Annotated in this window: 21 protein-coding genes, 1 tRNA gene and 1 pseudogene; 15 read left to right on the forward strand and 8 right to left on the reverse strand. The window is 63.4% G+C overall.

Annotated elements, in window-relative coordinates:
• The first annotated feature begins 35 nt into the window (after window positions 1–35).
• Entirely contained in the window at window positions 36–917 is an 882-nt protein-coding gene (locus tag AC1D2G_RS21200) for an AraC family transcriptional regulator (protein WP_477416432.1), read from the forward strand.
• 182 nt (window positions 918–1,099) lie between these two features.
• Here the strand turns inward: AC1D2G_RS21200 and AC1D2G_RS21205 are convergent, their stop codons facing one another.
• Window positions 1,100–2,647 carry a helicase HerA-like C-terminal domain-containing protein gene (locus tag AC1D2G_RS21205; protein WP_477416434.1) on the reverse strand — a complete coding sequence of 516 codons (1,548 nt, stop codon included), beginning with the start codon at window positions 2,645–2,647 and terminating at the stop codon, window positions 1,100–1,102.
• A gap of 317 nt (window positions 2,648–2,964) precedes the next feature.
• Between AC1D2G_RS21205 and AC1D2G_RS21210 the strand changes: the two genes are divergently transcribed.
• From AC1D2G_RS21210 to AC1D2G_RS21225, 4 genes are all read left to right on the forward strand, one after another.
• Complete coding sequence (locus AC1D2G_RS21210) at window positions 2,965–4,407, forward strand: methylmalonyl-CoA mutase subunit beta (protein WP_477416436.1); 1,443 nt, start codon at window positions 2,965–2,967, stop codon at window positions 4,405–4,407.
• Window positions 4,404–6,524, forward strand: coding sequence for a methylmalonyl-CoA mutase (gene scpA / locus AC1D2G_RS21215; RefSeq protein ID WP_477416438.1), 2,121 nt, complete (start codon window positions 4,404–4,406; stop codon window positions 6,522–6,524). The genes AC1D2G_RS21210 and scpA overlap by 4 nt, the downstream gene beginning before the upstream one ends.
• A gap of 74 nt (window positions 6,525–6,598) precedes the next feature.
• On the forward strand, window positions 6,599–6,829 hold the full coding sequence (locus AC1D2G_RS21220; protein WP_477416440.1) for an AbrB/MazE/SpoVT family DNA-binding domain-containing protein: 231 nt from the start codon (window positions 6,599–6,601) through the stop codon (window positions 6,827–6,829).
• Complete coding sequence (locus tag AC1D2G_RS21225) at window positions 6,826–7,212, forward strand: type II toxin-antitoxin system death-on-curing family toxin (protein WP_477416442.1); 387 nt, start codon at window positions 6,826–6,828, stop codon at window positions 7,210–7,212. Before AC1D2G_RS21220 ends, AC1D2G_RS21225 begins: the two co-directional genes overlap by 4 nt.
• On the opposite strand, the gene greA is transcribed toward AC1D2G_RS21225, so the two are convergent.
• On the reverse strand, window positions 7,209–7,682 hold the full coding sequence (greA, locus tag AC1D2G_RS21230; protein WP_095089824.1) for a transcription elongation factor GreA: 474 nt from the start codon (window positions 7,680–7,682) through the stop codon (window positions 7,209–7,211). The two genes, AC1D2G_RS21225 and greA, sit on opposite strands and share 4 nt — an antisense overlap.
• A gap of 121 nt (window positions 7,683–7,803) precedes the next feature.
• On the opposite strand from greA, the pseudogene AC1D2G_RS21235 reads away from it, so the two are divergent.
• A pseudogene (locus AC1D2G_RS21235) lies at window positions 7,804–9,179 on the forward strand (TIGR03808 family TAT-translocated repetitive protein).
• Window positions 9,180–9,239: 60 nt separating this feature from the next.
• Here the strand turns inward: AC1D2G_RS21235 and AC1D2G_RS21240 are convergent.
• The 3 genes from AC1D2G_RS21240 to AC1D2G_RS21250 all read right to left on the reverse strand — a co-directional run bounded on the left by AC1D2G_RS21240 (window position 9,240) and on the right by AC1D2G_RS21250 (window position 12,014).
• Entirely contained in the window at window positions 9,240–9,596 is a 357-nt protein-coding gene (locus tag AC1D2G_RS21240; protein WP_477416444.1) for a hypothetical protein, read from the reverse strand.
• Between the two features lie 122 nt (window positions 9,597–9,718).
• Window positions 9,719–10,723, reverse strand: a complete 1,005-nt coding sequence (locus AC1D2G_RS21245; protein ID WP_477416446.1) for an asparaginase — start codon at window positions 10,721–10,723, stop codon at window positions 9,719–9,721.
• 124 nt (window positions 10,724–10,847) lie between these two features.
• The gene (locus AC1D2G_RS21250) at window positions 10,848–12,014 is read right to left on the reverse strand and encodes an acetyl-CoA acetyltransferase (protein ID WP_477416448.1); all 1,167 of its coding nucleotides are present in this window, start codon (window positions 12,012–12,014) and stop codon (window positions 10,848–10,850) included.
• A gap of 200 nt (window positions 12,015–12,214) precedes the next feature.
• Here AC1D2G_RS21250 and betI point away from each other — a divergent pair, with 200 nt between their 5' ends.
• The 5 genes from betI to betB are packed head-to-tail and all read left to right on the forward strand — an operon-like array spanning window position 12,215 to window position 18,509.
• The gene (gene betI, locus AC1D2G_RS21255) at window positions 12,215–12,805 is read left to right on the forward strand and encodes a choline-binding transcriptional repressor BetI (protein ID WP_095089822.1); all 591 of its coding nucleotides are present in this window, start codon (window positions 12,215–12,217) and stop codon (window positions 12,803–12,805) included.
• On the forward strand, window positions 12,802–14,331 hold the full coding sequence (gene betC / locus AC1D2G_RS21260) for a choline-sulfatase (protein ID WP_477416450.1): 1,530 nt from the start codon (window positions 12,802–12,804) through the stop codon (window positions 14,329–14,331). The genes betI and betC overlap by 4 nt, the downstream gene beginning before the upstream one ends.
• Window positions 14,328–15,338 (forward strand): threonine/serine dehydratase, encoded by a 1,011-nt coding sequence (locus AC1D2G_RS21265; protein WP_477416452.1) that lies wholly within the window; start codon window positions 14,328–14,330, stop codon window positions 15,336–15,338. Before betC ends, AC1D2G_RS21265 begins: the two co-directional genes overlap by 4 nt.
• Window positions 15,339–15,341: 3 nt before the next feature.
• The gene (gene betA / locus AC1D2G_RS21270; RefSeq protein ID WP_477416454.1) at window positions 15,342–16,994 is read left to right on the forward strand and encodes a choline dehydrogenase; all 1,653 of its coding nucleotides are present in this window, start codon (window positions 15,342–15,344) and stop codon (window positions 16,992–16,994) included.
• Between the two features lie 51 nt (window positions 16,995–17,045).
• Window positions 17,046–18,509, forward strand: coding sequence for a betaine-aldehyde dehydrogenase (betB, locus tag AC1D2G_RS21275; protein ID WP_477416456.1), 1,464 nt, complete (start codon window positions 17,046–17,048; stop codon window positions 18,507–18,509).
• A 7-nt stretch (window positions 18,510–18,516) separates the two neighbouring features.
• Here betB and AC1D2G_RS21280 read toward each other — a convergent pair whose 3' ends face one another.
• Both AC1D2G_RS21280 and AC1D2G_RS21285 read right to left on the reverse strand, forming a co-directional pair.
• The gene (locus AC1D2G_RS21280; protein ID WP_477416458.1) at window positions 18,517–20,757 is read right to left on the reverse strand and encodes an AGE family epimerase/isomerase; all 2,241 of its coding nucleotides are present in this window, start codon (window positions 20,755–20,757) and stop codon (window positions 18,517–18,519) included.
• Between the two features lie 51 nt (window positions 20,758–20,808).
• On the reverse strand, window positions 20,809–21,708 hold the full coding sequence (locus tag AC1D2G_RS21285) for a LysR family transcriptional regulator (protein ID WP_477416562.1): 900 nt from the start codon (window positions 21,706–21,708) through the stop codon (window positions 20,809–20,811).
• A 100-nt stretch (window positions 21,709–21,808) separates the two neighbouring features.
• Here AC1D2G_RS21285 and AC1D2G_RS21290 point away from each other — a divergent pair, with 100 nt between their 5' ends.
• Entirely contained in the window at window positions 21,809–22,696 is an 888-nt protein-coding gene (locus AC1D2G_RS21290; protein ID WP_477416460.1) for an NmrA/HSCARG family protein, read from the forward strand.
• 44 nt (window positions 22,697–22,740) lie between these two features.
• On the opposite strand, the gene AC1D2G_RS21295 is transcribed toward AC1D2G_RS21290, so the two are convergent.
• A complete protein-coding gene (locus AC1D2G_RS21295) occupies window positions 22,741–24,261 on the reverse strand; it encodes a phosphomannomutase/phosphoglucomutase (RefSeq protein WP_477416462.1) in 1,521 nt (506 codons plus the stop codon).
• Window positions 24,262–24,460: 199 nt separating this feature from the next.
• Here AC1D2G_RS21295 and AC1D2G_RS21300 point away from each other — a divergent pair.
• From AC1D2G_RS21300 to AC1D2G_RS21310, 3 genes are all read left to right on the forward strand, one after another.
• Window positions 24,461–24,537, forward strand: a tRNA-Pro gene (locus tag AC1D2G_RS21300).
• Between the two features lie 320 nt (window positions 24,538–24,857).
• A complete protein-coding gene (locus AC1D2G_RS21305) occupies window positions 24,858–25,415 on the forward strand; it encodes an OsmC family protein (protein ID WP_095089778.1) in 558 nt (185 codons plus the stop codon).
• A 53-nt stretch (window positions 25,416–25,468) separates the two neighbouring features.
• Complete coding sequence (locus AC1D2G_RS21310) at window positions 25,469–26,683, forward strand: NAD(P)-binding domain-containing protein (RefSeq protein ID WP_477416464.1); 1,215 nt, start codon at window positions 25,469–25,471, stop codon at window positions 26,681–26,683.
• Window positions 26,684–26,693: the final 10 nt, after the last annotated feature.

Consider the following 26,693-nt stretch of genomic DNA (forward strand, 5'->3'; position numbering starts at 1 on the left):
TGCAAAGCCTTTCCTGGCCTGTCACGGTCGACCCTATGGAAAAGCAACTTCAGGAACTGCGCAGCCTGGCCTCGTCGGCCGAAAACCGCCGGACGGAAACAGGAATTCCCCGCGTCGCCATGGTCCAGGGCGAAATACCGGAGCACCGGCTTTCGGCCGTCTACGAGCCAATGATCAACCTGATCCTGACCGGCTCAAAGACAATGACCGTCGGCGAACGGACCTTCGCCTATGACCCCGCCACTTATTTCGTCATGTCGGTCGATCTGCCGGCCGTGGGGTCGGTGCATCCGTCGGCCACAGGGGAGCCATATCTCGCGGTCAGTCTGACGCTCCACCCTCCGACTGTCGCGGCGCTGATCAGTGACCTGCCGGTGCAGGTGTGCAGTAAGCTCTTCGGATCGGGCTTCTCGGTTGCCCCCGTTAGCGAGGAATTTCTCGACGCGTGGGTGCGGATGCTCCGGCTTATGGGCCGGCCGGACGAGGTCGCCGTGCTCGCGCCTGCCTACGAACGGGAGATCCTGTTCCGGGTGCTTCAGGGACCCTTGGGCTGGATGCTACGGGACATCGCGGCGCCCGACGCGGCGCTCTCACGGATCGGAGTCGCGATCCAATGGATTCGGCAGAATTTCGCAAAGCCCCTGAGGGTCGAGGGGCTCGCCGAGATGGCGGCCCTGAGCGTCTCGGCATTCCACCGCCACTTCAAGGCCGTCACAGCGCTGAGCCCCATCCAATATCAAAAGCAGATCCGCCTGCTGCATGCCCGCACGCTTCTGATGGCAGGAGAGGGAAGCGCAACATCTGTGGCCTTCAGTGTCGGCTACGAAAGCCCGAACCAGTTCAGCCGGGAATATGCGCGGCAGTTCGGGCTGCCCCCATCCAAGGACGTAGTACGTCTTCGAGGCGAGGCCGCGTAACTGTGCCTATGCCGGAGAAGTCTATTTTCGACCGCTTTGGAGCTGATTCCAAACCATGGCATCCGATGGTTGTGTGACCTCTTTCATCTTGGATAGCCCAGCAGCGGACGGTCGGTAGTCGGCCCAAATCAAGACGTTCAGCGCATCAGCGCCTAGCGCCTTTGTCGCATAACCGCCGCTCCTTACCGCCCCCTGGACAAACTCCCCAATATCCCGCGCACGATCGCCCGGCCGACCGACGAACCCACCGAGCGCACCACAGACTTGATCGCGGCTTCCGCCACCGTCTGGCGATTGGACGGGCGCGGCGCCGGTGCGCGCCTGCCACCCGATTGCGGTGCCGGGTCGTCATTGCCGAAGCCGGGAATGGTCCAGCGCGAACCGCCGCCTCCCGCCTGCTGCGCCTGCTCTGCGGCGTCCTGCGCCTCCCTGGCCTTTTTCTGCAGCATCTCGAAAGCCGATTCGCGATCGATGACCTGATCGTACTGGCCGGCGACCGGGCTTTCCTGGATCAGCTTTTGCCGCTCGGCAGGGGTGATCGGCCCAAGGCGCGAGGCCGGCGGGCGGATCAGCGTTCGCTGCACCATGGACGGAACACCCTTGGTTTCGAGCGTCGAGACCAGCGCCTCGCCGGTGCCAAGCTGGGTGATCGCGGTGGCGCAATCGAAGTCGGGATTCGGCCTGAAGGTTTCGGCCGCGGTCTTCACTGCCTTCTGCTCGCGCGGCGTATAGGCGCGCAGCGCGTGCTGCACCCGGTTGCCGAGCTGGGCGAGAACGGTTTCTGGAACGTCGAGCGGGTTTTGCGTGACGAAATAGACGCCAACGCCCTTCGAGCGGATCAGGCGAACCACCTGCTCGACGCGATCGATCAGCACTTTCGGCGCGTCCTCGAAAAGCAGATGCGCCTCGTCGAAGAAGAACACCAGCTTTGGCCTGTCGGGATCGCCGACTTCGGGCAGCACCTCGAACAGCTCCGACATCAGCCACAACAGGAAGGTCGCATAGAGCCGCGGATTCATCATCAGCTTGTCGGCGGCAAGCACGCTGATGGCGCCGCGCCCGTCACGGGTGGTGCGCATGATGTCGGCGATGCGCAAAGCCGGCTCGCCGAAGAAGTGCGCCGCACCTTGCTGCTCCAGAACCAGGAGCGTGCGCTGAATGGCCCCCACTGAAGGCTTGGTCACATTGCCGTAACGCGAACCCAGTTCGTCGGCGCGCTCGGCGATGTTGGCCAGCAGCGCCTGCAGGTCCTTCATGTCGAGCAGCAGCAGGCCTTCCTCGTCCGCCAGGCGGAAGGCGATGTTCATGATGCCTTCCTGTGCCTCCGTCAGGTTCATCAGGCGTGATAGAAGCAGCGGCCCCATTTCGGAAACGGTGGCGCGGATCGGATGGCCCTGCTCGCCGAACAGATCCCAGAAAATGACCGGAAATTCCTGGAGGTCATAGGGGTCCAGCTTGATCTGCTCGGCCCGCTTGACCAGAAAATCCTGTGCCGTGCCCATCATGGCGATGCCGGACAGGTCGCCCTTGATGTCGGCGCAGAACACCGGCACGCCCGCATTGGAAAAACCTTCGGCAAGAATCTGCAAGCTGACGGTCTTGCCCGTGCCGGTTGCGCCGGTCACCAGGCCGTGACGATTTCCATATTGCAGCAGCAGGTGCTCGGCACGCTGATAGCTGTCGTCCGGCTTGCGGCTGGCGCCGATGAAAATGCTGGTGTCGTCAGCCATATGTCCGGTCTCCGCAAACTGATGTGTTTAAAGCCAGTGGCCTTGCCGCAGGTATAGTGAGGCCCTTGCACAGCGACAATGCCAATCGTTCAAGTGGGGCCAATCGTCCAAATCCGGCCCAATCGTCCAAATCGGTTTTTTGGAACTTGCGGATTTTGCCGGTGTTTGGCAATCGTTCATGGTTCGTCCATGCAGGCTACCTATATCTGGTGGATTGAATTCCGACCCTGAAAGCGCATTGCATTGCGATATCGGACCGTGGACCTTAGACTGAACTGCTCCAGGCTGGTGCGGCCGCATGAAAACGAGGAAGACGGATGGGCGCCGGAGCCTTGATCCAGGACGTTGAACCAGAGAATGCCGAGCGCCAGCGATGGGTGGCCCTGGCGGAAAAGGCGTTGGCCGGCGCATCCTTCGAGGAAAAGCTGGTCTCTCATACCGACGACAACATCCGCATCGAACCGCTCTACGACCGCAGCATCGCAGCGGAACCGATCGTGCGCGCAAACCCGAAATTGCCCTGGATCGTCAGCCAGCGCATCGATGATCCGGATATCGAGCGCGCCAGAGCCCAAGCTCTGGAAGATGTGGCGCAAGGCGCGACCGGATTGTCGCTTGTCTTCGAAGGCGCGCCGAACGCATTCGGCTACGGCCTGCCGAGAACGGCGCAGGCGCTGGAGACGGTGCTGGACGGCATACCGCTCAACCGCATCCAGGTCCGTATCGACGCCCATCCGTGGAGCCGCGCCGTGGCCGATTGGCTGGTGGCGTTCCTGAGCAAGCGCCGTTCGGATCCGGCAAAGCTAAACCTCTCCTTCGGCATCGATCCGGCGGCGATCTTCGCCGGAACCGGCCGACTGCGCATGTCGATCGAGGCGCTGCAAGCCTCGATGCCGCAGTCGCTGGCGCATTTCTTCTCGATGGGCGTTCCGGGCGTGCTCCTGGAGGCGGACGGGCGCGTGTTCCACAATGCGGGCGCCACGGAGGCGCAAGAGCTTGGCATCATGCTGGCTTCGGCCGTGTCTTACCTGAGAATGTTCGAGACGGCGCGGCAGCCGCTTGTCTATGCCGCACCCCATATCGGCTTCGCGCTCAGCGTCGACCAGGACCAGTTCCTGTCGGTGGCCAAGGTCCGGGCGCTGCGCAGGCTCTGGGCACGGCTGCAGGAGGCCTGTTCGATCCCCAATTCCACCGCCAATATCCATGCCGAGACGTCATTTCGCATGATGACGGCCATGGATCCGGAGACCAACATCCTGCGCACCACGATTGCCTGCTTTGCCGCGGCATCCGGCGGCGCCGATTCGATCTCCATCCTGCCGCACACGATCGCGCATGGCTTGCCGGCGGCCTTTGCCCGCCGCGTTGCCCGCAATGCGCAGCTGATCATGGCCAATGAAAGCCATATCGATCATGTCGCCGATCCGGCCTATGGCTCCGGCGGCGTCGAAGCGCTGACTGCGGAACTGTGCGAGATGGCGTGGGCGGAACTGCAGACAATCGAGGCCGAGGGCGGCGTCCTGTCCAGCCTTCAGGACGGACATATCCAGAAGCGCGTTCACGCCGCGGCGGCGCGACGCAACGCAGCCTACCAGGCCGGCGAGCGGGTCATCATCGGCACCACGCTCTACCCGTCCAAAAGCGAACGTCCCGTCGAGACGCTGGCAGCGGAACGGCGGCCCGCCTTCACCGAAGGTGTTGCCGTCTGCGAACCCCTGTTTCCGGTCCGCATCGACCAATCGATCGGAGCCGCCTCTTGATCCCTGATTTCAGCCAGATCGGTTGGGCGCCGCCACGCCGCGCACCCGTCGAGGTCAAAGGCCAGCGGACAACGCCGGAAGGCCTCATCGCCAAGCATCTGTACAATCAAGGCGACCTCAAGGGGTTGCCGCATCTCGACACATATCCGGGCCTGCCGCCCTTCGTGCGCGGCCCCTACCCGACCATGTATGTCCAGCAGCCCTGGACGATCCGGCAATATGCCGGCTTTTCGACGGCCGAGGAGTCCAACGCCTTCTACCGGCGCAATCTTGCCGCCGGCCAGAAAGGACTGTCGGTCGCCTTCGATCTCGCCACGCATCGCGGCTATGACAGCGACCATCCGCGTGTCGCCGGCGATGTCGGCATGGCGGGCGTCGCCATCGATTCCATCCTCGACATGCGGCAGCTCTTCGACGGCATTCCGCTCGGCGACATGACGGTGTCGATGACCATGAACGGCGCGGTGCTGCCGATCATGGCGCTTTACATCGTGGCGGCGGAAGAACAGGGCGTTGCGCAGAAGGATCTCGCCGGAACCATTCAGAACGACATTCTGAAGGAGTTCATGGTCCGCAACACCTACATCTATCCGCCGAAGCCCTCGATGCGGATCGTTTCGGACATCTTCTCGTATACGTCGAAGAACATGCCGAAGTTCAATTCGATCTCGATCTCCGGCTATCACATGCAGGAGGCCGGAGCGACGGCCGACCTGGAGCTCGCCTATACGATCGCCGACGGCATCGAATATGCCCGCGCTGGCGTTGCGGCGGGCCTCGATATCGACCGCTTCGCGCCGCGCCTGTCCTTCTTCTGGGCGATCGGCATGAATTTCTTCATGGAGGTCGCCAAGCTGCGGGCTGCGCGCCTGTTGTGGGCGACCTTGATGGCGAAGAATTTTTCGCCCAAGGACGAGCGGTCGCTATCATTGCGCACCCATTGCCAGACCTCGGGCTGGTCGCTGACGGCGCAGGACCCCTACAACAACATCATCCGCACCATGATCGAGGCGATGGCGGCGACGCAGGGCCACACCCAGTCGCTGCACACCAATTCCTTCGACGAGGCGATGGCGCTGCCGACCGACCATTCGGCGCGGATTGCCCGCAACACGCAGCTGATCCTGCAGAAGGAATCCGGCACCACGCGCATCATCGACCCGTGGGGCGGTTCGGCCTATCTCGAACGGCTGACGCATGACCTGGCGGCGCGCGCGCTTGCCCATATCGAGGAAGTCGAGGCGCTCGGCGGCATGGCCGCGGCGACCGAACAAGGCATTCCCAAACTGCGCATCGAGGAAGCGGCCGCCCGCACGCAGGCGCGTATCGATTCCGGCGAGCAGATGCTGGTCGGCGTCAATGCGCATCGCCCCGAGACCGACATCAAGGTCGACGTGCTGAAGATCGACAATGCCGAAGTCAGGGCGCGGCAATTGTCGAAGCTGCAGCGGCTGAAAGGCACACGCGATGTCGGCGCGGTCGAGAGCGCCCTCGATGCGCTGACCCGTGCCGCTGAAGGCAATGAAAACCTGCTGGAGTTCGCCGTCCGCGCCGCGCGTGCCAATGCCACGGTCGGCGAAATCTCGTTCGCCCTGGAGAAAACCTTCGGCCGCCATGTCGCTACGGTGCAGACGATCTCCGGTGTCTATCGAAAGGCACTCGGCGACAATTCCGTGGTCGAAGGGCTGCAGGACAAGCTTGAAGCCTTTGAGAAGAAATCCGGCGGCAAGCCGCGCATCCTCGTTGCCAAGATGGGACAGGACGGCCACGACCGTGGACAGAAAGTCATCGCCACCGCCTTCGCCGATCTCGGCTTCGACGTCACCGTCGGTGCGATGTTCCAGACACCGGATGAGATCGCCAAGCTGGCGGTCGCGCATGACGTTCATATCATCGGCGCCTCGTCGCTGGCGGCGGGACATCTCACGCTGATCCCGGAATTGCGGGATGCGCTGAAGAAGCTCGGCCGCGGCGACATGCTGATCGTCGCCGGCGGCGTCATCCCGCCACAAGACTATGATGCGGTGCTGCAAGCCGGTGCGGCGGAAATCTTCCCGCCGGGCACCGTCATTCCGGAGGCGGCGGATCGCTTGCTGGAGCGGCTGCTGAAGGCCTGAACCGGCCATGTTATAATATCTGTTGTAACGCAGATCAGCCGTGTTATAATCGGCGTTGCAACAGGATATCCGTCATGAACACGACCATTCGCAAGATCGGTAATTCCGAAGGTGTGATCCTGCCCAAGGAAATTCTCGATCGCCTGAACCTCAAGGCGGGCGATAGCATCATCATTGTCGAGGAAGGTGATGAACTTCGCTTGCGTCGCACCGAAGACACTGCAGAAGAATTCGAACGCAAGATGAAAATCGCGCGTGAGCGGATGAAAAAATACGAGGTTGCCTATCGCGCGCTCGCGAAATGACCGAGCATCATTCGCGGGAATTCGTGGAGTCGCTCCACGCCGAGCAATTGCGCCTGCACGGCGGGGCAGCAGGCATCCGCGATGAGGGAATGCTGGAGTCGGCACTCCACCGGCCGCAACAGAGAGAGATTTATGGCGACCCGGATCTGTGCGAACTGGCGGCTGCCTATCTCTTTGGCATCGCCAAGAACCATCCTTTCGTCGACGGCAACAAACGCACCGCCTTTGCCGCAGCTGACTTGTTTCTCTACTTCAACGGGTTTAGCGTCGAAGCCGAGCAACAGGATATCATTCAGCTGGTCTTGATGGTTGCCGCTGGCGAAATCGATGAAGCCGGAGCCGCGGCTTTCTTCCGCGACCACGTCGTCAAGCTCGAAGACTAGCTGTCGGAGAGCTTGACGATTTCCCATTCCTTGCCGTTGACCACAGCCACGTCGCCAACCTTCTTGCCGAAAAGGGCGACGGCCATCGGCGACACGTGGGAAATGGTGCCCTTGGCCGGGTCGGCCTCGTCCTCGCCGACGATTTTCCAGTGCACCTTCCTGTCGTCATCGCCCTCGAGCGTGACCCCCATGCCGAAGCGCACCAGATCGCTGCCCGGCTCCGGCACGGACAGTTCGGCGTTTTCGCGCCGGGCGGTCCAATAGCGCAGGTCGCGCGACACCACCGCAATGCGCTCGCGGTCCGCCTTCCTTTCGGCCTTCGCCAATATGTCGCGCAGATCGGCCAGATTCTCCTCGATCATCGCCAGGCCGGTCTCCGTCACCAGGTTGCGGTGCTGGCTGATCGGCCGCTCGCCGATGCCGGCGATGGCGTTTTCGCTGTCTTCCTCGCGGGTAAAAGCTCTGCTCATCCGCTGAGCTTAGGCGCGGAGAGGCTGCTCGACAAGCCATTGTCGCTGCGCTGGCAAGCAGCGACAGACCGTCTGGCACGAATCCTGCGGTGTCTGGGTTGAACGCCAGGACCCTGTGCCGATGTTGAACAGACGAACGTTTTTAACCGGAACCGCCGGCTTTGCCGTCTTGGGCCTCTCGCTTGGCAGAGCGGCGGCCGCCAGCCTGAGCGGCATCGAGAAAGCCTCGATGCGCGGTTCGATCAACGCCACCGAACTTGGCGTCTCACCTGGCACCTTCGACGATCAGAGCAAGGCCTTCGCCAAGCTGCTGCGTGATGCCAACGACCGCGACATGCCGGTGTTCCTGCCGCCCGGCACCTATGTGGTGTCCAACCTCTCGCTGCCCAGCCGTGTGCGTCTTTCCGGCGTGCCGGGCGCAACGCGGATCGTCTATGGCGGCGATGGCCACCTGTTCATGGCCGAACAGGCCGACCATATCGAACTCAGCGGGCTGGTCTTCGATGGCAGCAACCGCTCGATGGGCGACTACGCGCAAGGATTGCTCGATCTGCGCCGGGTCGCGCACCTCATTGTCGACAATTGCCAAATAACCGGCAGCGGCAAGAACGGATTGGCGCTGGAACACGCGGCGGGCCGGGTCGAGCGCTCGGACATCTCAGGGGCTGCCGATGCCGGCATCTATTCGGTCGAGGCTGATGGGCTGGCAATTGCGGGCAACACCGTCTCCGACTGCGCCAATGGCGGCATCCTGGTGCACCGCTGGCAGGCGGCGGAAGACGGCACCATGGTCACGGCAACCGCGTCGAGCGCATCCTGGCGCGCAGTGGCGGAACCGGGCAGAACGGCAATGGCATCAACGCCTTCCGGGCCGGCAATGTCGTCATCTCGGGCAACATCGTCTCCGACTGCGCCTTTTCGGCGATCCGCGCCAACAGCGCCAGCAATCTGCAGATAGCAGGCAACACCTGCTCGCGCTCAGGCGAGACCGCGGTCTATTCCGAATTCTCGTTCGAAGGCGCCGTCATCAGCAACAACATCGTCGACGGCGCCGCCAACGGCATCTCGATCGTCAACTTCAACGAAGGTGGCCGCATGGGTGTCTGCTCGGGCAACATCGTGCGCAATCTGTCGACCAGCGGCCCCTACCCCGCCGACCCGCCCGGCTTTGGCGTCGGCATTGGCGTCGAGGCCGACACCACAGTTTCCAACAATGTCATCGAGAACGCGCCGCTGTATGGCATGCAGATCGGCTGGGGGCCGTACCTGCGCAATATCGTGGCCACCGGCAACATCATCCGCAAGGCTGGAACCGGCATCGTCGTCAGCGTGGTCGAGGGCGCCGGTACGGCCGTCATCTCGGACAATGTCATCGATGGCGCGCTGAACGGCTCCATTGTCGGCCAGCGCTGGGCCGAGCCGGCGACAGGCGACCTGACATCATTGGACAAGAGCGGTTACGCGCACCTGACCGTCGAGCGCAATCACGTCAGCTAGAATAGTCGGATAATGCTGGACCTGAAAATCGGTACAAAAATGCGCCGGTGGGAATCGGTTTCAACGGTCGGTCGGCTTCTCGCGTTTTGTTGGCGGCGACTTCTCGGCGCCGACATCCGATTCCACATCGATTGCCACTTGCTCCACAAACCAGGCTTGCCCGGGATGATTGCTCGAAGCTGGAAGGTCTAACGTCGGAAAAGCCTTATTAATTTTGTTAATAGCCCAGACTAAGCCGGACATAACACCAATATAGGCCAGCACGCACGCAAGCATGGATTTCAGACCCGCGTTGTCGGCTATCCAGTGCGTTATCCGCAGACCAAAGGCCATAAGCGATAAGCCCGAAAAGAGAAGGACGTATAGAAGGCCAAGCACAATCCGGTGGTACACGGCGTAGTCCTCAGTCTTGAACATGCCAGCAACCTTTACCCGCAAAGTTCTGAAAACTGATCAAAGCCGAGAATAGAATTTGAAAGACCGCAACGGGTCGCAAAAGGCATTTTCGTTCGGCTATCGAGTATCAGGTTTTTCACCGGCTAGCCCAAAGCAGCCGTCGGCCGCAGCGCCCCGACCTTGGCCCCAATCCGGCTTTCAATCGGAGCGTTGGCCAGTTCGAGCAGCTTCGCCGCCAAAGCCTCGTCCGCGCGCAGCAATTTGGCGAGCACGGCGGCAACCATGGCTTCGCCGGCGCGGCCGGCACCGTCATCGCATTTGAGCGCGATGCCGAGGCCAATTTCCGGAATTGCGGCACAGTGAACACCTTCGGCGCCGCCTTTCGCAAAAATCCGCCCGGGCGCGGCCTCCATCAGAGCGACATCGGCACGGCCGGTGCCAGCGACAAAGAACGGTTCTGCCATGCAGGCGGTCATCAGACGCTTTGCGGCCTTGGCTCGCTCGGGACCAAAACCATTTGTCGTGGCCATACGGGCAAAGCCGAGGGCGAAGCTCCTGAGCGGCACCGCGAAGGTCGGGATCGAGCAGCCATCGGTCGCTCGTTCATCGGCGCCATGGACAGCGCCCGTCACTGCCTGCATGGCGTCGCGCACCATCTCCTGCAGGGCGTGCTCCGGCTTGACATAGCCGCGATGCGCAATGCCGGTGTGGACGCAGGTGCAGAGGAAGCCGGAATGCTTGCCGGAGCAATTGTTATGCAGCGCGTTCGGCGAACCGCCGGTGCGGGCCAGCGCAATCTCCGCGTCATGACTGGAGGGCCAATGCGCGCCGCATTCCAGCGCTGACCCGTCCAGCCCGGCCCTGGCCAGCATGGAACGCGCCAACTCTACATGCGCCGGCTCGCCCGAATGGGAGGCACAGGCAAGCGCCAGTTCGCGGTTGCCGAAGCCATAGGCGTCCGCCGTGCCGCTTTCGACCAGCGGCAATGCCTGGATCGCCTTGACCGCGGAGCGCGGAAACACCGGCCTCGAGGTGTCGCCGATCTCCAGGACCGGCTTGCCGTCGGCATCGAAGACCGCGACGGCACCGCGATGCGCGCTCTCGACGATCGCGCCGCGCAAGACTTCGATCAGAACCGGATTTGTCATGAACCCTCCCGCTTGCGCATGACCTCGAAGATCGGAATCGATCTTCGAGGTCATGAGCAGAATCAAAGTGTTACAGCGTCCTTTGCGCGCTTCAAAAGGCGCGCGGCGCTGTAATGCGGGCGGTTTATCTGATCCGGTCGAGAATGGAAACGTAATTGGCGACCGCCGCGCCACCCATGTTGAAGATGCCGCCGAGTTTTGCGCCCGGCACCTGGATGCCGCCGGCTTCGCCGACAAGCTGCATGGCGGTCAGAACATGCATGGAAACACCGGTGGCGCCGATCGGATGACCCTTGGCCTTCAGCCCGCCCGATGGATTGACCGGCAGGCGCCCATCCTTGGCGGTCTCGCCGCTCATGGCGAGCTTTGCCCCCTCGCCCGGCTTGGCCAGGCCCATCGCCTCATACTCGATCAGTTCGGCGATGGTGAAGCAGTCATGCGTCTCGACGAAGGACAGATCGTCGAGTGTCACGCCGGCATTCTTAAGCGCCCTGCCCCAGGCCTGTTCGCAGCCTTCGAAGGTCAGGATGTCGCGCTTCGACATCGGCAGGAAATCCTGCACATGCTCATTGGCGCGGAAGGCAACGGCGCGGCGCATCTTCAGTGCCGTCGCGGTGTCGGCAAGGACAAGGGCCGCGGCGCCGTCTGAGACCAGCGAGCAGTCGGTGCGCTTCAACGGACCGGCAACGAAGGGGTTCTTTTCGCTTTCCTGGCGGCAGAACTCATAGCCGAAATCCTTGCGCATCTGCGCGTAGGGATTGTCGACGCCGTTCTTGTGGTTCTTGGCGGCAATCATTGCCAGCGCGTCCGACTGGTCGCCATAGCGCTGGAAATAGGCCTGCGCGATCTTGCCGAAGACGCCGGCAAAACCTGCCGGCGTATCGCCATCCTCAGGCAGATAGGAAGCCTTGAGCAGGTTCTTGCCGATCTCGGGACCGGGCGTCGTCGTCATCTGCTCGGCGCCGACCACCAGCACGATGCGGGCGGCATGGGCGTCGATGGCGCGGATGCCTTGCCTGACAGCCGCTGATCCTGTGGCACAAGCGTTCTCGACGCGTGTCGCCGGCTTGAAGCGCAGCCGGTCGTCGGCCTGAAGCACCAGGCTGGCGGTGAAATCCTGCGCCGAAAAGCCTGCGTTGAAGTGGCCGAGCACGATCTCGTCGACCTCGTCGGGGCCGATGCCGGCATGGTCGAGCGCGTCGGTCGCCACCTTGACGATCAGGTTTTCGAGCGTCTCGCCCTCAAGCTTGCCGAAGCGCGAATGCGCCCAGCCAACGATGCATGCGGTCATGGCGGTCTCCATCCTTGGCGCCAGCCTAGCATGAGGGCTCATGGCGCACTTCGCCTTTATTGTTCAAATATAAACAATCGTGCCCGCGCCGTGAAGGGCCGCAACCGGACAATCGCTTGGTGCAGGCTGGGCGGGTGTCGATTTTTTTGTTGATTGACCCGTCAATAAAAAATAATCCTGCTTCAAAGGACCCTAGCGAGATGCCGAAAGTCGGAATGGAACCCCTGCGCCGCAAGGCGCTCATCGACGCGACGATCTCGGCGATCGGCGAACGCGGCTCGCTCGACGTGACCATGTCCGAGATCGCCGGCCGCGCCGGCGTGTCCTCCGCTCTTGCCCATCATTATTTTGGCGCCAAGGATGAGCTGCTGCTGGCGACGATGCGCCATATCCTGGCCGAACTGACCATCGACATGCGGCGCGCCCTTGGTGCCGCCGGCAGCCCGCGCGAGCGCGTTTCGGCGGTCGTGGCCGTCAACTTCTCCGAGCTCCAGTTCCAGCCGGAAACCATCGCCGCCTGGCTCGCCTTCTATGTCGAGGCGCAGAAATCGGCGGCGCTGCGCCGGCTGCTCAAGGTCTATGCGCGTCGGCTGCACTCCAACCTGTTGAGCGGGCTGACCGGCATCCTGCCGCGAGCCGAGGCCGATCGCGTCGCCGAGGCGACCGCGGCGCTGATCGACGGGCTCTACATCAGGCGGGCGCTGAAGGACGGCGTGCCCGACGCCGCGACCGCAATCGCGCTGGTCGAGGACTATCTCGAAACCAAACTCGGTGGACGGCAGACACAGTGACAGCCAAGCGACCCAATTTCCTGATCGTCATGGTCGATCAGCTCAACGGTACGCTGTTCCCGGATGGGCCGGCGGACTTCCTGCATGTGCCGCATCTCAAGGCACTGGCCGCCCGCTCGGCGCGCTTTGCCAACAACTACACCGCATCGCCGCTTTGCGCACCGGGCAGGGCCTCGTTCATGAGCGGGCAGCTGCCGTCTCGCACCGGGGTCTATGACAATGCCGCTGAATTCATCTCATCGATCCCGACCTTCGCCCATCATCTGCGCGCCGCCGGCTACTACACCTGCCTGTCGGGCAAGATGCACTTCGTCGGACCGGACCAGTTGCACGGCTTCGAGGAGCGGCTGACCACCGACATCTATCCGGCGGATTTCGGCTGGACGCCGGATTACCGCAACCCTGGCGAGCGCATCGAATGGTGGTATCACAATCTGGGTTCGGTGACCGGCGCCGGCGTCGCCGAGACCACCAACCAGATGGAATATGACGACGAGGTCGTGTTCCTGGCCACGCAGAAACTCTATCAGCTCGCGCGCGAGCAGGACGATCCGGACCATCGGCCCTGGTGCCTCACCGTTTCGCTGTCGCACCCGCACGATCCCTATGTCGCGCGCAAGCAGTATTGGGATCTCTACGAACACTGCCAGGCTCTGGACCCGGAAACCGGGTTCATCGCGCATGACGAGCAGGACACGCATTCGCAGCGGCTGTACCACGCCAGCGATTATCGGTCTTTCGAGATCACCCCTGAACAAGTGCGTCGTTCCCGGCGCGGCTATTTCGCCAACATCTCCTATGTCGATGACAAGCTCGGCGAGCTTCTGGACGTCCTGCGGCGAACGCGCATGCTCGACGACACCGTCATCCTGTTCTGCTCGGACCATGGCGACATGCTCGGCGAGCGCGGCCTGTGGTTCAAGATGAGCTTCTTCGAGGGCTCGGCGCGGGTGCCGCTGATGATTGCCGGCAAGGGCGTTCGCGCCGGACTGATCGAAGCGCCGGTCTCCAATCTCGATGTAGCGCCGACGCTTTGCGACCTCGCCGGCATCGACATCGGGGCGATCGCACCGTGGACCGACGGCCAGTCGCTGCTGCCGCTTGCCAATGGCGGGCAGCGCGCCGCGCCTGTGTTGATGGAGTATGCGGCGGAGGGCTCCTGCGCACCACTCGTTGCGATCCGCGACGGCAGATACAAATTCGTCCATTGCGAGCTCGACCCGCCGCAACTGTTCGATCTCGAGACCGATCCGCTCGAGCGAGACAATTTGGCCGGCGACCCGGCCAATGCGGACTTGGTGACGGCATTCATGAGCAAAGTCCGCGCGCGCTGGGACATGGCCGGCTTCGACGCCGCCGTGCGCGAAAGCCAGGCGCGCCGCTGGGTCGTCTATCCGGCGCTGCGCAACGGCGCCTATTACCCATGGGATTTCCAGCCGCTGCAAAAGGCGTCGGAACGCTACATGCGCAATCACATGAACCTCGACAATCTCGAGGAGAGCAAACGGTATCCACGAGGCGAATGATGGCAGACCTACTCGTCCCCTCTCTCGACCATCTCAAGCAGGCCTATGCCGTCACCTCGCGGGCGACACAGATCACGCCGCTGCTGGAATCGGCGGCACTTGCGTGCGAGACGGGCGCCGCCCGCGTGTTCATCAAGCCGGAATCGCTGCAATGGGCAGGCTCGTTCAAGATACGCGGCGCCTATTGGCGGCTGAAGCAGCTTTCGGCCGACGAGGCGAAGAAAGGCGTCGTCGCCTATTCCTCCGGCAATTTTGCGCAAGGGCTGGCGGCGGCCGGCCAGGCACTCGGCATTCCGGTCACCATCGTCATGCCGATCGATGCACCCGCCGCCAAACGCGATGCCACCGCAGGCTATGGCGCCCGCGTCGTGCTGACTGACCATGGCGAGCGTGCGCGTGAGGAAGTCGCCGCCGCCAAGGCGCGCGAAATCGCCGAGACAGAAGGACTGGCACTGCTGCATCCGTTCGACGATCCGGAGATCGTCGCCGGCCAGGCGGGCGCCGGCCTCGAAGCGCTCGACCAGCTTGCCGCCAAGGACGCCAGCGCCGACCTTTTGTTCTGCTCGGTCGGCGGCGGCGGACTGATCGGCGGCGTTTCGCTCGCCTTCCACTATCTTTCACCCGCCACCGAGATCATCGGCGTCGAGCCGGAAGGTTTCAACGGCATGGGCTCGTCGCTGGCGCATGGCAGCATCGAGACGATGCCGATCGGCCCGAAGTCGATCTGCGACGGGTTGATGTCACGACGGCCCGGCGACGCTCCGTTCGCGGCGGTCAAGACCGCCGGCGTCCGCGGCATCACCGTCGACGATCAATCGGTGCGACGCGCCATGCGCATCGCCTTCGAGCGCATGAAGCTGGTGCTTGAACCGTCGGGAGCTGCCTCGCTGGCAGCGCTACTCGGCGGCAAGGCGGATGTAAAGGGCAAGACCGTGCTCGTGATGGCAACTGGCGGCAACGTTTCGCTCGCCGATTTCATCACGCATATGAACGATGGGCTGAAATGAACCATGCTTGAAGCGGATTTCGTCATCATCGGCTCCGGCTCGGCCGGCTCGGCCATAGCCTATCGGCTGTCGGAAGACGGCAAGCATTCGGTGATCGTCGTCGAATTCGGCGGCACCGATGTCGGGCCGCTGATCCAGATGCCGTCGGCGCTGTCGATCCCGCTCAATATGAGCCTCTACGACTGGGGCTTTGCCAGCGAACCGGAGCCGCATCTCGGCGGCCGCGTGCTGGCGACGCCGCGTGGCAAGGTGATCGGCGGTTCGTCCTCGATCAACGGCATGGTCTATGTGCGCGGCCATGCCCGCGACTTCGACCATTGGGCCGAAGAAGGTGCGACCGGCTGGGGCTTTGCCGACGTGCTCCCCTACTTCAAGCGCATGGAGGACAATGACGGCGGCGAGGATGGCTGGCGCGGCCATGGCGGGCCATTGCATGTACAGCGCGGCTCGCGACGCAATCCGCTTTACGGCGCCTTCGTCGAGGCGGGGCGCCAGGCCGGGTTCGAACTGACCAACGACTACAATGGCTCCAAGCAGGAAGGCTTTGGGGCGATGGAGCAGACCATTCGCGGCGGCCGCCGCTGGTCGGCTGCAAGCGCCTATCTGAAGCCGGCGTTGAACCGCAAGAATGTTAGCCTGCTCAAGGGTTTCGCCCGCCGGGTGATCATCGAGAATCAACGCGCCATCGGCGTCGAGATCGAAGCTCACAAACAGATTCAGGTCGTTAAGGCGCGACGTGAGGTGATCGTCGCCGCATCGTCGATCAATTCGCCCAAGATCCTGATGCTGTCGGGCATCGGTCCGGCCGAGCATCTGAGGGAGAACGGCATTGCCGTGGTGGCCGACAGGCCCGGCGTCGGCCGCAACCTGCAGGACCATATGGAGCTCTATATCCAGCAGGAATCGACACAGCCGATCACGCTCAATTCGGTGCTCAACCCGTTCTCGAAAGCGCTGATCGGGGCGCAGTGGCTGTTCTTCAAGACCGGGCTTGGCGCCACCAACCATTTCGAGGCAGCGGCCTTCGTGCGCTCGCGCGCCGGTGTCGACTATCCCGATATCCAGTACCACTTCATCCCGGCGGCGGTCCGCTATGATGGCAAGGCAGCGGCGAAGTCGCACGGCTTCCAGGCGCATGTCGGGCCGATGCGCTCGAAGTCGCGCGGCTCGGTGACGCTGCGCTCGCCGGACCCGAAATCGAAGCCTGTGATCCGCTTCAACTACATGTCGCATCCTGACGACTGGACGGAGTTCCGCCACTGCATCCGGCTGACCCGCGAGATCTTCGGCCAGAAGGCGTTCGATGGCTACCGCGGCAAGGAAATCTCGCCGGGCAGCCACGTGCAGTCGGATGACGATCTCGATGTCTTCATCAGGGATCACGCCGAGAGCGCCTACCATCCTTGCGGCACCTGCAAGATGGGCCGCGCCGACGACATGATGAGCGTCGTCGATCCGGAATGCCGGGTCATCGGCGTTGAAGGATTGCGCGTCGCCGATTCCTCGATCTTCCCTCGCGTCACCAACGGCAACCTCAATGCGCCGTCGATCATGACCGGCGAGAAGGCTTCCGACCACATTCTCGGCCGCACACCGCTGGCGCCGTCCAACCAGGAACCCTGGATCAATCCGCGCTGGCAGGCATCCGACAGATAGAGCATGATCCGGCGAACATTCCGCCCAAGCGAAGACGATTTGGAGACCTCCATGCGCGCCCAGCCCACGGCATCGCACTATGTCAACGGACGCTATATCGACGATGAGCAGGGCGCGCCGCTGCCGGTCATCTATCCGGCAACCGGCGAGACGATCGCCATGCTGCGTTCGGCGACGCCGAACGTGCTGGAACTCGCCGTCGAGGCCGCGCGTGCCGCGCAGCCTGCCTGGGCGCGGTTGAAGCCGGTCGAACGCGGACGCATCCTGCGCCGCGCCGCCGACATCTTGCGCGCCCGCAACGCCGATCTCGCTCGCATAGAGACGCTCGACACCGGCAAAGCGATCCAGGAGACACTGGTGGCAGATGCGCCGTCGGCCGCGGACTGCCTGGAATATTTCGGCGGCGCAGTCGCCGCCTACAATGGCGAGTCTGTCGATCTCGGCGGGCCCTTCGCCTATACCCGACACGAGGCGCTTGGCGTCTGTGTCGGCATCGGCGCCTGGAACTACCCGATCCAGATCGCCGGCTGGAAATCCGCTCCGGCGCTGGCCATGGGCAACGCCATGGTGTTCAAGCCGTCGGAAAACACGCCGCTGTCAGCGCTCGCGCTGGCTGAAATCTACAGCGAGGCCGGCCTGCCCGATGGGCTGTTCAACGTCGTGCAGGGCTATGGCGATGTCGGCGCCGGGCTTGTCGGTCATGATGTCGTCGCCAAGGTCTCGGTGACCGGCTCGGTGCCGACCGGGCGCAAGGTGCTGTCGCTTGCCGGTTCGAAGATGAAGCACGCGACGATGGAGCTTGGCGGCAAGTCGCCGCTGATCGTCTTCGACGATGCCGACATCGAGAATGCCATTGGCGGCGCCATGCTCGGCAATTTCTATTCGACCGGCCAAATCTGCTCCAACGGCACGCGGGTCTTCGTGCAGAGCGGCATCCACGACCGCTTCGTCGAACGGCTTGTCGAGCGGACGAAGAAAATCCGCATCGGCGATCCGCTCGACCCCGAAACCCAGATGGGACCGCTGGTCTCCAGAGCGCAGCATGAGAAGGTGGTCGGCTATATCGCGGTCGGCAAGCAGGATGGGGCAGTTCTGGCCTGCGGCGGCAATGTGCCTTCGCTGCAGGGGTTCGACGGTGGCTTCTTCGTCGAACCAACGGTCTTCACCGGCGTCACCGACACGATGCGCATCGCCCGCGAGGAGATTTTCGGGCCTGTGATGAGCGTGCTGAAGTTCGACGGCGAGGACGAGGTGATCGACCGCGCCAACGACACCGAGTTTGGCCTTGCCGCGGGCGTCTTCACGCGCGACCTGCCGCGGGCCCATCGCGTCATCGCCGAGCTGCAGGCCGGCACCTGCTGGATCAATGCCTACAATCTGACGCCGGTAGAGATCCCCTTCGGCGGCTTCAAGCAGTCCGGCATCGGCCGCGAGAATTCGCTGGCGGCACTGGCGCTCTATTCGCAGCTGAAGTCGATCTATGTCGAGACCGGCGACGTGGCCAGCCCCTACTGAGCCTAGCCTACGGCGCCTTCTGCGCCGTGCTGTCCAGATACTGGGTCAGCGCACAAACCAGGTGGTAGAAAATGCTGGCCGGCACATCGGTCGCCAGCGAGCGGCCGCGTTCATCGATGCGGTCGATCCACAGGCCGAGCGGCGCCGGGTCGATGTGCCAACGGAACAGGCGGCCAACGCGTTCCTCGATTTCGGGCTTGAGGTCGGGCCCGCCCGAGCCATCCAGCGCAATCGCCGCCTTGACCGCTTCGGCCTGCGGCCAGCTGCGGGAGACGCGGTCGAGCGGCAGGCCTTGCCTGGAGACGGCGCCATAGGCGAGACCGGTGGCGCGGTTGAGGCCATTGGCGATGGCCGAGGCATAGAGTTTTCGGGCGAAGCCGCTCAGTTCGGACTGGCCGCTGCGCCCGGCGAAATCGACCAGCAGGGAGGCCCATTCGAAGTGATGACCGGGCTCGGTCCAGGCCCCCTTCTCGCCGGCGGACGGTTTCCATTCGGCGTCGAAATATTCGCCCAGGGTCCAGCTTTCGGCGTCGAAGAAGTGGCTGCGGAACAGGTCGATGATGCGCGCCGCACGGCGCAGATGGGTGCGCTCGCCGGTCGCCTGGTACCAGGCGAGAAACGCCTCGAGCAGATGCATGTGCGGGTTGGAGCGGCGCTCGCCCTCCCCGTCAAATGTTTCGAGGAAGCCAGTCAGGCGGCTGTCCTCGAGATATGTGTCGAGAAAGGCTAAGGTTTCCTGACCAAGCCGCAAGGCGTCGGGATTGCCCGACATATGCGCATGCGCCAGTGCCAGCAGCACGCAGGAATGATCGTAGGCATCCTCGGTGGCGTCGGCGACGGAGCCGTCGACGTTCAGCGTGCGCACCCAACCGCCTTTGTCGGTGCGGCCATTCTTGGCCACGAAGTCGATGCCGTGGCTGATCAGCCGGTCGGCCGGACCGTCCCAGCCGCGCGCTTTGGCGACGGCGAAGGCATAGACCTGCCTTGCCATGGTGCGCATGCGCTTGGGCTTCATCAGCGGTGAGGCATCAAGGCCGAGCGCTTCGTGAAAACCGCCATGACGCTCGTCGACGCCCGATGTCGACCATAGCGGCAAGGTCTCCTGAAACAGCCAGTGATGCACGCGCCGTCGCCAGGCGCCGCTTTCGATGACGCGGTCATGCGCCGGCGTGAACCGGGTTTCCAGCCGCCCCGATTTCTCGAGCTGTTCGACGATCTTCTTGACGTGCTGGCTGTGGCTGACCGGGGCGACGAAGGTGGCGTCAGTGGTCGAGACGATGGCGACGTCCTTCATGCCGATCGCCGATAGCAGGCGCCCGTCGCTGCGGATGTAGGAGCTCTCGCAGTCAATGGCGACGACATCGCCGATGACGACATTGCCCTGGTCGTCGGCAGGGCCGACATCGAGCAGCGACTGCCAGGAGCCGAGATCGTTCCAACGGAAGCCAGCTGGCACCATGGCGATGTCTTTTGCCCGCTCCATGATGGCGTAGTCGATCGAGTTCGACGGGATGGCCCCATAGAGTTCCAGCGGCATATAGAGACCGGACAGATCCGATGTCGCCGCTCTGTAGGCCGCTTCGGTGGCCTGCCAGATGTCAGGTTGGAACGCCGCGAAGGCGTCGCGCATGGCGCCGGCGCGAAACAGGAAGATGCCGGTGTTCCAATAGAAACTTCCGGCCTGGAGATAGTTTTGCGCCGTCGCAAGGTCCGGCTTTTCGACGAAGCGCGACACGTCGAAGGTGCCGCCGCTTTCGGCCGCGACTTCGATATAGCCATAGCCGGTCTCGGGTTGCGTCGGCTTGACGCCGAACACCACGACCCGGCCCTGGCGCGCCGCCTCGGTACCGGCTTCGACACTCAGCCAGAATTGGCGCGGGGTGTTGATCTCGTGATCCGACGGCACCACCAGAACCAGGCTGTCGCCGAACTCGGACAGCGTGCGCAGCGTCGCCAGCGCGACGGCGGCGGCGGTGTTGCGGCCGGTCGGCTCGAACAACGGCCCGCCGCCGGCGAGATCGAGGCCGGCAAGGTCGGCGCGGACGCGGTCGGCATGTCGCTCCGAGGCGATCAGGAAGACGGGCGTTTCGCCTTCCGGTCGCGCCGTGAGCCGACGCAAGGTCTTGGCCAGCATCGAGCCATCGCCGGACAGATCGTGGAACTGCTTGGGGTTGTCCTCGCGCGACAGCGGCCATAACCGCGAGCCGATGCCGCCGCTCATGACAAAACTAACGATCCGCTCGGTCATTCGGGTCTCGCGCTCAGAAGCAATTGGTGACCGGTTGCTACTACACAAGCCTTAAGCGGTGTTTATGCCCTTGGAAATTCGTTTGGATGCAAGCTCGACAAATGCCTTGACCAGGGGCGATAGGTGGCGGCTGCTCGGATAGAGGGCATGCAAGCCGCCGGCCGGTGTCGTGTAGTCCGCGAGAACGTGCTGCAGTCGCCCCTCCTTGATAAGTCCTTCGGCGATCGCCTGGGGCAATTGGGCGACACCGAAGCCGGCGAGCGCGGCCGCAACGACCGCCTGCATTTCATTGGCGGCAAACCGCCCTGCCACCATGACCGTTTCCTGGCCGTGTGGCCCTTCCAGCACCCAATGGGCGCCTGAGGCCGAAGCGCCTGCGATGACGCATTGATGGTGCGTGAGGTCCGCCGGGCTTTGCGGCGTGCCGTGCCGGGCGAGATAGTCCGGGCTGGCGCCGAGCAGCCGGTGCGTGGAGCCGAGCTTGCGGGCGATCAGCGTCGAATCCTGAAGCATCCCAGTGCGGAAAGCGAGGTCTATGCCGTCCTCGACCAGGTTGAGCCTGTCGTCTGTGAGGCGGAGTTCGACATTGGTCTTCGGATACATTGCGAGAAAGTCGACCACGGCGCGGATCAGGAAATGGCCGCCAAAGCCGACCGGGGCCGAAATGCGAATCGTGCCCGACGGCTCCGCCCTCGCCTCCGCCAGGCGCAGATTTGCCTCTTCGATGGTGCGCAGGCCCTGGCTGCTCTGCTCATAGTAGAGACGCCCGGCATCCGTCAGGTTGAGGCTACGTGTCGTGCGCTGCAGCAGGCGGACGCCGACTTCGCGCTCGAGCGCGGCAATGCGGCGGCTGACCGTCGTCTTGGGCATGGCGAGCAGCCGCGCGGCAGCGGTGAAGCTGCCGGCTTCGACGACCCGAGCAAACACGACGATATCGTTGAGGTCGATCATTGTATTCAAAATTGGGACGACGTTTCCCAATTATAGTCAATTATGCATCAATTCGAAAGACCCTAACTTTGCTGCAGCCAAACAAGAAGGAGCAGACACCATGGCCAGCAAACGAGACATTCTGGTGACCGGCGCGACAGGCCAGCAAGGCGGCGCGGTTGCGCGCGCATTGTTGTCCAGAGGACATCGCGTCAAGGCCCTGACGCGCAAGCCGGACAGTGAGGCCGCACGCCAACTGGCGTTGGCGGGCGCCGAGATCGTGGCTGGCGATCTCGCTGACGCAGCCTCTGTCGTCAGGGCCGCAAAAGACGTCGAGACCATGTTCCTGATGGGCAACAGCTATGAGGCTGGCATGCAGGAGGAAACCCGCCAGGGGATCATCGCCGCAGATGCGGCCAAGGCTGCCGGCGTCGGACACCTGATCTATTCATCCGTTGCCGACGCCGACAAGAAGACCGGCATCCCGCATTTCGAAAGCAAGTATCTGGTCGAGAAGCATGTCGTCGGGCTTGGTATCCCCTACACGATCAGCGCGCCGGTCGCCTTCATGGAGAATGTTGTCGCGCCATGGTCGATCGGCGCGCTCAGCCAGGGCACTTATGCCTTCGCGATGCCTCCCGAACGCGTCCTCCAACTGGTCGCCCTGGCGGACATTGGCGGCTTCGTCGCCGCCTTGGCCGAACGGCGAGAACAGGTGTTCGGCAAGCGGTTCGATTTCGCCGGGGACGAATTGTCGGGTGAAGAGCAAGCGAGAATCCTGTCCGAGGCCATCGGTCGCCCGATCCGCTATCAGGAAATCCCGCTCGCCGTGGCGCGCCAGCAAAGCGAGGATGCGGCCCTGATGTTCGAATGGTTCGACCGCGTCGGCTACGACGTCGATATCACCGCCTTGCGCAAGGATTTTCCGGAGGTCCGGTGGCACAATCTTGCCGACTGGGCGCGAGCGTTCAACTGGAGCGCCCTGGAGCAGACCGCTTCAGCCGGCTGAGTACCCGTCGCTGACGTCTGCGCTGCTGCGACCAGGTCCCGAAGCTAGAAAGTCTGGTTGTAGGCGCCGACTTCGGGGCTGCGGCGCAGCACGGCGTCGACAGCGTCGAACATCTGACGGCGACGCTGCGACGACACCGGGCTTTCGACGACGACGACAAGCTCCGGCTTGTTCGACGAGGCGCGCACCAGGCCCCAGGTGCCGTCCTCGGCGACGACGCGCACGCCGTTGACGGTGATCAGATCAATGATCTTCTGGCCGGCGAAGCTGGCGCCATCGCGCTGCATCGCCTGAAAATCGGCAACCACCCGCTCGACCACGCCATACTTCACATCGTCGGCACAGTGCGGCGACATGGTTGGGGTGCCGAAGGTCAGCGGCAGCGCCCGGTAGAGGTCGGCCATCGAACTGCCGGGGCTGCGATCCAGCATCTGACAGATGGCGATCGCGGTGACCAGCCCGTCGTCGTAGCCGCGCCCGATCGGCGGATTGAAGAAGAAATGGCCTGACTTTTCGAAGCCGGCGACGGCGCCGAGCTCGGCGACGCGGCGCTTGATGTAGGAGTGGCCGGTCTTCCAGTAGTCGGTGACGGCGCCGTTGGCGCGCAGCACCGCGTCGGTGTTGAACAGGCCGGTCGACTTGATGTCGACGACGAAGGTCGAGCCGGGGTGGAGCAGCGAAATATCACGCGCGAGCATGACGCCAACCTTGTCAGCAAAAATCTCGTTGCCTTCATTGTCGACGACACCGCAACGGTCGCCATCGCCGTCGAAGCCGAGCCCGACATCGGCGCCGGTCTCCAGCACCTTGTCCCTGATGGCATGCAGCATCTTCATGTCCTCGGGATTGGGATTGTAGCGCGGGAACGTGTGGTCGAGTTCGACATCGAGCGGGATGACCTCGCAGCCGATGCGTTGAAGCGCTTCCGGGGCAAAGGCGCCGGCGGTACCATTGCCGCAAGCGGCGACCACTTTCAGCTTTCGCGTGATGCGCTTGTCCCGGACCAGATCATCGAGATAGGTCGCGCGGAAATCGCGGACGAAGTCATAGGAACCGCCGCCGGTGAGGTCGAAGTCGCCAGCCAGCACGATCGCCTTCAGGGCGCTCATCTCCTCCGGGCCGAAGGTCAGCGGCCGCGCCGCGCCCATCTTGACGCCGGTCCAGCCATTCTCGTTGTGCGAGGCGGTGACCATGGCGACGGACGGTGTGTCCAGCGCGAACTGGGCGAAATAGGCCATCGGCGACAGCGCCAGGCCGATATCCCTCACCTTTGCACCGGCGGCCATCAGGCCGGTGGCCAGCGCCAGTTTGATCGACAGCGAATAGGAACGGAAATCGTGCCCGGTGACGATATCGGGGCCAGCACCGAGACGGCGGATCAGCGTGCCAAGCCCCATGCCAAGCGCCTGGACTCCGATCAGATTAAGCTCCGGCGGCTGCGCGGAGCCGGGATGACCGAACCACCAGCGCGCATCGTATTCGCGAAAACCCGACGCCTTGATCAGCGCCTCGGTTTCGAATTCGAAGCTGTTGGGGCGGGCTTCGCCAACGATTTTTGGGGGCAAGACAGCAAAGCTCCAGGCGGCAGAAATACGATCCATCGAGGCGGCGGTCTAGCACACAAGGCTTTATGCCCGGTTTATCCCGGGTGGAAATCCGGGCTTTCCGGGAATGCCCGACGAAAGACGACGAAATGCGACAGAACCACTGCCATTGCCGCTTGCAGGAACGAAGTGCGGCGGCTATAAGCCCGCGGTCTGGTCACGGAGTGTAGCGCAGCCTGGTAGCGCACCTCGTTCGGGACGAGGGGGTCGCAGGTTCAAATCCTGCCACTCCGACCAGAAAAAACAGATACTTAGGTATTTGTTTCTCCCGATACCCCACAGATTGCTTCGCCTATTTATCCACCGCGCCCACAGTGGTCAGGCGCGTGAACGCGCGACATGCCCTTGTGGCAGTCCCACGGTCGCCGTCGACCGACATGCAGGGCACTCGTTCGCCTGCAAGCGCAACTCGGTGCGCGAGGGACGACTGTATCCCTGCGGAAACAACTTGATGAAAAACTTCGCTACCCATACCATGCCACACCTTGGTGAAATCTGATCAGGAGGTCAGTGGAATCGGTCGGGTTTTGAGCCAGTGCAAGGTAGGGAGGATAATCATGGCTTCCGAAGTACAGGCCAACAATGGCGTTAACGTAGAGGCGCTTCTCGCCGCAAAGGAAGCGCTTTCCAACGCCCCGGAGGCCGCGCAATTCAAGTGGCGCGCGGCTTGCGAATGGAAGGACGGCACCCACAGCCACTCAACAGTCGAGAGCTTTTACGGTCTCGGCCAGGACCAGCATCGCAAGACCACGTTCGCATTCGATGCCGACCATCCGGAGGTCTTCGCTTCCTTGGATAAGGGCGCCACGCCTGTCGAATACGTGCTGGTCGGGCTGGCGAGTTGCCTGACCGCCGGCATCGCCGCGGTTGCCCAGAACCGCAATATCCAGTTGAAGTCGGTGAAGGCGACAATCGAAGGTGACATGGATCTCGCCGGCATACTCGGCATTGACAGCGACGTCCGCAACGGCTTCAGCGGCATCACGGTGAAGTACAACATCGACGCCGACGCCAAGCCCGAGGACATCGAGGCTCTCGTCGCTCAGTCGCAGAAGCGATCTGCGGTCTATGACATTGTCACCAATCCGACGAACGTCACGGTCGTGGTGAATTGAAAGGCACTTCGAGCGGTAGACTCTGAGAGGGCGCGATTAGTTCCGTCACCACCGTGATCGTCGGTGCAGGGCACGCGGGGCTCGCGATGAGCCGCTGCCTCGCGGAGCGTTCGATCGACCATGTACTGCTGGAGCGCGGCGAGATTGCCCATACCTGGCGCACCGAGCGGTGGGATTCGCTGCGGTTGCTCACCCCGAACTGGCAGAGCCGGCTACCGGGCTTCCGCTATGACGGCGGCGACCCCGATGGCTACCGAACGATGCCAGAGGTGATCGATTTCCTCGGGAACTATGCCAAGGCGATCTCGGCTCCGGTCAGAACCCACACGGCCGTCACCTCGGTTCGCAGCGACGGGGCGGGATATCTCGTGCGCACGGATCGCGGCGAGTGGCGGTGCCGGACCGTGGTGCTGGCGTCGGGCGCCTGCAACATCGCGCGCCTGCCCGATTTCGCCGTCCGCGTGCCGCCGTCGGTCACCATCCTGACGGCGCAGTCCTACCGCAATCCGGGTCAGGTCGCCGACGGTGGCGTGCTGGTGGTGGGCGCGTCGGCCAGCGGCACCCAGATCGCTCAGGAACTGCAGCGTTCGGGGCGCCAAGTGACCCTGTCGGTGGGCGAGCACATCCGGGCGCCCCGCGTCTATCGCGGCAAGGACCTGGAGTGGTGGATGGACGCCGCCGGCGTGCTCGACGAGCGCTACGACGAGGTAGACGACATCAGGCGGGCACGACGGGTTCCTTCGCTGCAGCTTGCCGGCACGCCCGACCGCACCACCCTCGACCTCAATGCGCTGGTCGACCTCGGGGTCCGGCTCGTCGGCCGCCTCGCCGGCATCACCGAAGACGGCAAGGCCCAGTTTGCGGGGTCATTGCGCAACATGTGCGCGCTTTCCGATCTGAAGATGGCCCGGCTGCTCGACCTCATCGACGAATGGGCGCGCGACAACGGCCTGGACGCGACGGTCGGGCCGCCGGATCGCCCGCCGCCGACCCATGTCGAGGACAACCCGCCGCTCGGCCTCGACCTCGCCAGCGGCGCGATCAGGACGATCATTTGGGCCACCGGCTACCGTCCGGACTACTCGTGGCTGGAGCTGCCTGTCCTCGACCGCAAGGGTTACGTCCGTCACGACGGCGGGGTTGCTGAACATCCGGGCCTGTACCTGATGGGGATGCAGTTTCTGCGCCGCCGCAAATCTGCGCTGATCGACGGCGCTGGCGACGACGCGCGTGATCTCAGCGCCCATCTGGCATCGTACCTCGGGTAGAATTCAATCC

This window comes from Mesorhizobium sp. P2_C7, assembly GCF_056404515.1.

Bases quoted from the DNA above. Each gene is read 5' to 3' on its own strand.
- AC1D2G_RS21220 (WP_477416440.1), top strand. From the start codon at position 6,599: ATGAACACGACCATTCGCAAGATCGGTAATTCCGAAGGTGTGATCCTG.
- AC1D2G_RS21210 (WP_477416436.1), top strand. From the start codon at position 2,965: ATGGGCGCCGGAGCCTTGATCCAGGACGTTGAACCAGAGAATGCCGAG.
- AC1D2G_RS21285 (WP_477416562.1), bottom strand. From the start codon at position 21,708: ATGATCGACCTCAACGATATCGTCGTGTTTGCTCGGGTCGTCGAAGCC.
- AC1D2G_RS21240 (WP_477416444.1), bottom strand. From the start codon at position 9,596: ATGTTCAAGACTGAGGACTACGCCGTGTACCACCGGATTGTGCTTGGC.
- AC1D2G_RS21245 (WP_477416446.1), bottom strand. From the start codon at position 10,723: ATGACAAATCCGGTTCTGATCGAAGTCTTGCGCGGCGCGATCGTCGAG.
- AC1D2G_RS21280 (WP_477416458.1), bottom strand. From the start codon at position 20,757: ATGACCGAGCGGATCGTTAGTTTTGTCATGAGCGGCGGCATCGGCTCG.
- greA (WP_095089824.1), bottom strand. From the start codon at position 7,682: ATGAGCAGAGCTTTTACCCGCGAGGAAGACAGCGAAAACGCCATCGCC.
- AC1D2G_RS21225 (WP_477416442.1), top strand. From the start codon at position 6,826: ATGACCGAGCATCATTCGCGGGAATTCGTGGAGTCGCTCCACGCCGAG.
- betA (WP_477416454.1), top strand. From the start codon at position 15,342: ATGCTTGAAGCGGATTTCGTCATCATCGGCTCCGGCTCGGCCGGCTCG.
- AC1D2G_RS21250 (WP_477416448.1), bottom strand. From the start codon at position 12,014: ATGACCGCATGCATCGTTGGCTGGGCGCATTCGCGCTTCGGCAAGCTT.
- betI (WP_095089822.1), top strand. From the start codon at position 12,215: ATGCCGAAAGTCGGAATGGAACCCCTGCGCCGCAAGGCGCTCATCGAC.
- AC1D2G_RS21265 (WP_477416452.1), top strand. From the start codon at position 14,328: ATGATGGCAGACCTACTCGTCCCCTCTCTCGACCATCTCAAGCAGGCC.
- AC1D2G_RS21205 (WP_477416434.1), bottom strand. From the start codon at position 2,647: ATGGCTGACGACACCAGCATTTTCATCGGCGCCAGCCGCAAGCCGGAC.
- AC1D2G_RS21200 (WP_477416432.1), top strand. From the start codon at position 36: ATGGAAAAGCAACTTCAGGAACTGCGCAGCCTGGCCTCGTCGGCCGAA.
- AC1D2G_RS21305 (WP_095089778.1), top strand. From the start codon at position 24,858: ATGGCTTCCGAAGTACAGGCCAACAATGGCGTTAACGTAGAGGCGCTT.
- betB (WP_477416456.1), top strand. From the start codon at position 17,046: ATGCGCGCCCAGCCCACGGCATCGCACTATGTCAACGGACGCTATATC.
- AC1D2G_RS21290 (WP_477416460.1), top strand. From the start codon at position 21,809: ATGGCCAGCAAACGAGACATTCTGGTGACCGGCGCGACAGGCCAGCAA.